This window comes from Vulcanisaeta sp. EB80, assembly GCF_002078205.2.
Window position 1 is genome coordinate 1 of the sequence record NZ_LCWN02000106.1, and the last position, 4,196, is coordinate 4,196.

At 45.6% G+C, this 4,196-nt stretch carries 6 protein-coding genes and 1 tRNA gene; 2 read left to right on the forward strand and 5 right to left on the reverse strand.

The window, feature by feature from the left end; all coding sequences use genetic code 11:
* Positions 1-87 precede the first annotated feature (87 nt).
* Positions 88-324 carry a sulfurtransferase TusA family protein gene (locus B7L70_RS11905; protein WP_081228375.1) on the forward strand — a complete coding sequence of 79 codons (237 nt, stop codon included), beginning with the start codon at positions 88-90 and terminating at the stop codon, positions 322-324.
* Positions 325-382: 58 nt separating this feature from the next.
* Positions 383-856, forward strand: a complete 474-nt coding sequence (locus B7L70_RS11910) for an 8-oxo-dGTP diphosphatase (protein WP_081228376.1) — start codon at positions 383-385, stop codon at positions 854-856.
* A 182-nt stretch (positions 857-1,038) separates the two neighbouring features.
* Here the strand turns inward: B7L70_RS11910 and B7L70_RS11915 are convergent, their stop codons facing one another.
* From B7L70_RS11915 to B7L70_RS11935, 5 genes are all read right to left on the reverse strand, one after another.
* Positions 1,039-1,536 carry a hypothetical protein gene (locus B7L70_RS11915; RefSeq protein WP_162009179.1) on the reverse strand — a complete coding sequence of 166 codons (498 nt, stop codon included), beginning with the start codon at positions 1,534-1,536 and terminating at the stop codon, positions 1,039-1,041.
* Positions 1,537-1,780: 244 nt separating this feature from the next.
* Positions 1,781-1,858: transfer RNA gene (locus B7L70_RS11920), tRNA-Arg, on the reverse strand.
* A gap of 68 nt (positions 1,859-1,926) precedes the next feature.
* Positions 1,927-2,361 carry a polyketide cyclase gene (locus tag B7L70_RS11925; RefSeq protein WP_081228378.1) on the reverse strand — a complete coding sequence of 145 codons (435 nt, stop codon included), beginning with the start codon at positions 2,359-2,361 and terminating at the stop codon, positions 1,927-1,929.
* Positions 2,362-2,411: 50 nt separating this feature from the next.
* Complete coding sequence (locus tag B7L70_RS11930) at positions 2,412-3,839, reverse strand: MFS transporter (protein ID WP_081228379.1); 1,428 nt, start codon at positions 3,837-3,839, stop codon at positions 2,412-2,414.
* Between the two features lie 131 nt (positions 3,840-3,970).
* The coding region (locus B7L70_RS11935) for a hypothetical protein (protein WP_081228380.1) at positions 3,971-4,196 on the reverse strand (226 nt) is incomplete at its 5' end.

The window sequence follows — 4,196 nt, forward strand, 5'->3', positions numbered from 1 at the left end:
GTACAGCTCTTTAAAACCAGTCTCTAATCAGTTAATTGTGGTGTAGAAATTAAAATTATATAAGCCCTGGTTCTCCATCCATGTGATATGGAGAGTACGGTTGATGTTAGAGGTATGCAATGCCCAATGCCTGTGACCATGGTTGCAAACGCGGTGTCTAAGGCGAAGGTGGGATCAACATTGACCATATTGACTGACGACTTCATATGCTTCATGATGATACAAAGAATACTCAAAATACTCAATGTTAAGATTAAGGAGGCGGTGCAAATTGACGATAAGAACTACAGAATAATCGTAGCAAAGAATTGCGAAATTACGTAATACAAACCAACACGAAAACAAGTGATTTTAACCCACCTTAGGTAACTAGGTCTGGATTATGATATTCGTGGAGATGCTCGTATACGTCGTAAGGGATGGCAAGGTCCTATTGATTAGGAAGAAAAGAGGATTGGGTGCGGGGTTTTACAACGGGATCGGTGGTAAGGTTGAGGAGGGGGAGGACGTGGTCACCGCGGCTATTAGGGAGTGCGAGGAGGAGGTTGGTATCCGACCAAGGGATCTACGGTGGTCTGGGTTGCTCGAGTTTTGGAATTACGAGGATGGCAAGGTTGAGTCTATCCATTTCGTGCACATATTCCTGGCGAGTGAGTTTGAGGGTGAGCCTAGGGAAACTGATGAGGCATTGCCTGTTTGGTTCAGTATCAGTGAGGTCCCATATGATGAGATGTGGGAGGACGATAGGCTATGGCTACCCAGGGTGCTTAATGGAGGAGCTGTTTATGGGCGCTTTGAATTCGTTAAGTGGAAACTCGTTAAGTCGGAGGTTTATGAGTTAAGGCCTCTGAAATGATCAGCCACGCCCTCACTCTTCACCAATCAGCCGTGTCACTACACATCACAAAATAAATAAAGCCCTAGGGATAATTAAGCATTGTGATGAGTCCTTCCAGGCTGAGCTATGACGACGAGACCGACCACTGAGACCCCGTTGTTATCCATGACTGCACCACCAGCGCTATGTCTGGTCAGGCTTTACGTACCCACATTAATTCGGCAATTACCCACACCATCGCTCGAGCTGCGATATGTGTGGACTCGTTCATGGCCATCAACGTCCTTAACCACCAACGGCGCTCCGGCACCCAGACCTGCCAAGGCAATCATGCTCATCACTAGGTAGGTTAATGATGCCAATAGCAACCATAGGGAAACTACGTGACTAGCCCTGCCCGTGAAACGAGGCTTACAGTTTGTTCCGTCCGTAGCCAAGGCGTACCTAGGCGGTATTACTAAATACACAGCAGGTGCCCTGGGGTGTATCTCGGGCCCGCTTTCGAAGTATATGAAGCCCTCCCTCGGTTCCCAGTACCAAGCCTCTACGAACCAAAGAAGGGAATCAAGGTCGTAATACCTCCTCACCAATAAATTAACACCGCTAGGTAACCTCCTACTAATTGGCCTACCATTGTATGGGTAATAAATAACCAATGAAGACCCCGGGACAACCATAAATGGGAAGGAAGACATCACTACCTAGGATATTGACAACGCAGCAATAAAGTAGTTACGTTTAAAAACACCAATCCTTATACCGTAACAAAACGCGTTATTTTTAGCAATCAAAGGATGATGAGTCAGGGACGACTTGAACCATGACCAACAAGCCAATCCCGCCCCACTGACACTCACACCTTGGTTCACCATCGCGATACTGAGTTTAATAACAGTAGCTACATAACGCCATAACACGGATAAGAGGGCTTGAACAGGGAATTGGCGGCCCCGGTGGGATTCGAACCCACGACCTACGGCTTAGGAGGCCGCCGCTCTATCCTGGCTGAGCTACGGGGCCGATAATTTTGTTGGTTCAGTCCTTTTAATCTTTTACTTCATTGTGTGGACCGAGGTTTCATTGATTATTTATGTTGTGGTTTCGGCCTCATTCACAATCCTTAATAACGCATTGTTGGCGCCCTCCATGAAGTGCCTCTTGATCCATGACTTCATTAATACAAACAACGGGTTAATGCTAACCCTCCATTGGCTGATTATGGTGTTATTACTTATGTAATTAATTACGTAACCCCTTATTGGACCTTTTATGTAGTTTATTGTGACGCGTTTATTCTCGTTATCCACGAGTATCCTCGCCATGCCTGTGTTATTGGGCCCTGGGAATGCGAATCTTATCTTGACTATGTAATTACTTCCATCATTACCGACCACGCTGATCTCCCGATGACCTCTCCAGTACTTGGGCATATCCTCCACCTTACTCATGATCTTCCACACCTTATTCCCTAGTTCATTACGAAAGGTTTGCTTGACCGTAAACTCAAGACCTAATATCGACATTAATAACCATGAGACCTACTGATTTAAAAGTAGTTTTCGGTAAGGCTTGCCTACTTATATGTTGAGAGTTCCTCGAGTCTTTTACCCTTGCTTTCAACGCCTATTAGCACACCTGCTATTGCGCCGATTATCATTATTACCGCCATTAATGTAAAGGCTATCAGTGCTGCATACGGCAATGGCTTGAATGATACAAGTATGTATGGCATTACGAAGGCACCGATAATACCGCCTAGCCTACCGAGAGACACCGCCGTGCCTACCGCGGCAGCCCTGAGCTGTGTTGGGAATACCTCAGGTATCATTACATAGAGTATGTCGGCAGCGGCGTAAACGAAGAAGTACGTTAGAGCTAGCATACCTATTAACCCAGCCAGGTTTAAGGCCTTAATATAGTATAGATACGCCATGAGAAGACCGAGAAGACCGCCAACGGCATACGCTACCACAGCCATTGGTCTCCTACCAACCTTATCCGCCAGGTAAGGTATTACAAACGCACCAACCGCACCCAAGGCAGTCACTGGGACCAGGTATAGCGGTATTACCGTTGCTGGAACATGAAGTGATATTAAAAATACAGGTATTAATGTAAAGGCTGTGTAGTAGGGCCATGTTTCCGAGAAGTTAAGGATCACAGCACTAATGGCCCTCCTTGGATAGAGCGTGAAGACCTTCTTAGCCACAGTCCAACCCCTGGGACTAGCAATAACCACATCCTCCGGTTGGACAGGCGGTAACTCGGTAATGCCGAGTTGCTTCTTTACGAGATCCTCCACGTAACGAACAACCTGTTCAGCCTCGTTATACCTGCCCTTAGATAGTAACCACCTGGGTGACTCGGGTATTGACCTCCTAATGAACCACACAAATACAGCTAAAATGGCACCAAGTAGAAAGGCAACCCTCCAACCAATACTTATTGGTAACCTCGATATGGCAAAGTAGGAAAGTAGTGAGGCGATTACTGTACCCACATCCCATCCAACTCCAACAATGAAGCCAAGCCACTTGCCCCTTTCCTTTGGGGGTACGAATTCCTGCAATGCCGAGTTAACTGCGCCGTACTCACCACCAATACCGACACCCGTTAGGAAGCGGAATATTGTTAGGCTTATGAAGTTGAATGATACTGCAGATAGTGCAGTGAATAAACCGTAAATGAGGATTGTTGTCATAAATAACCTCTTCCTACCAAGGACATCGGCTAGGACACCAAATAGCTCCGCACCAATGGCAGCACCAACCAGGAATAATACCAAACCTAGTGTGGACTCAATGGACGTTATCTTAAACACCTTAGCAACAACAGCCAATACACCACCATACAACGTGCTCTCAAGACCATCCAGGAAGTACGCCGCGGTCAGCACAAGGAGTACCTTGCGGTGAAATGGGGAGAAAGGAAGTCTATCCAACCTTGCAAGTAAATCAGTTTTGACTGTCTTTATGCCCGTACCGTCGCTATCCCCCGTCATATATAATTTGTTGTAATATTGTTTTTAAAGCATTAACATTATTATGGAGTAAATAGTCTACATAGTTAGGATCAATATATTAAAATAAATTAAGTAAGTATGTTAAGTATATAATGCAGTTAAAATAATGATTACTGTTTAGATTCAACCTCCCTAGGTCTCCTCCTCTCTCGCTTCTCGCTAATTCTATTCCTTAATAAATTAACGTGAAAATCCAGCTCACCTATACCGAGCCTCTTACCAACGTCCTCACCATACTTAAGCAGCTCCTCTGCATAGTCGAGATCAACGGATCTACCCCTGGCTATCAACTCCTGCGCGGTGTATACGATGCATTCCACAAGCTTCTCCTTAAAC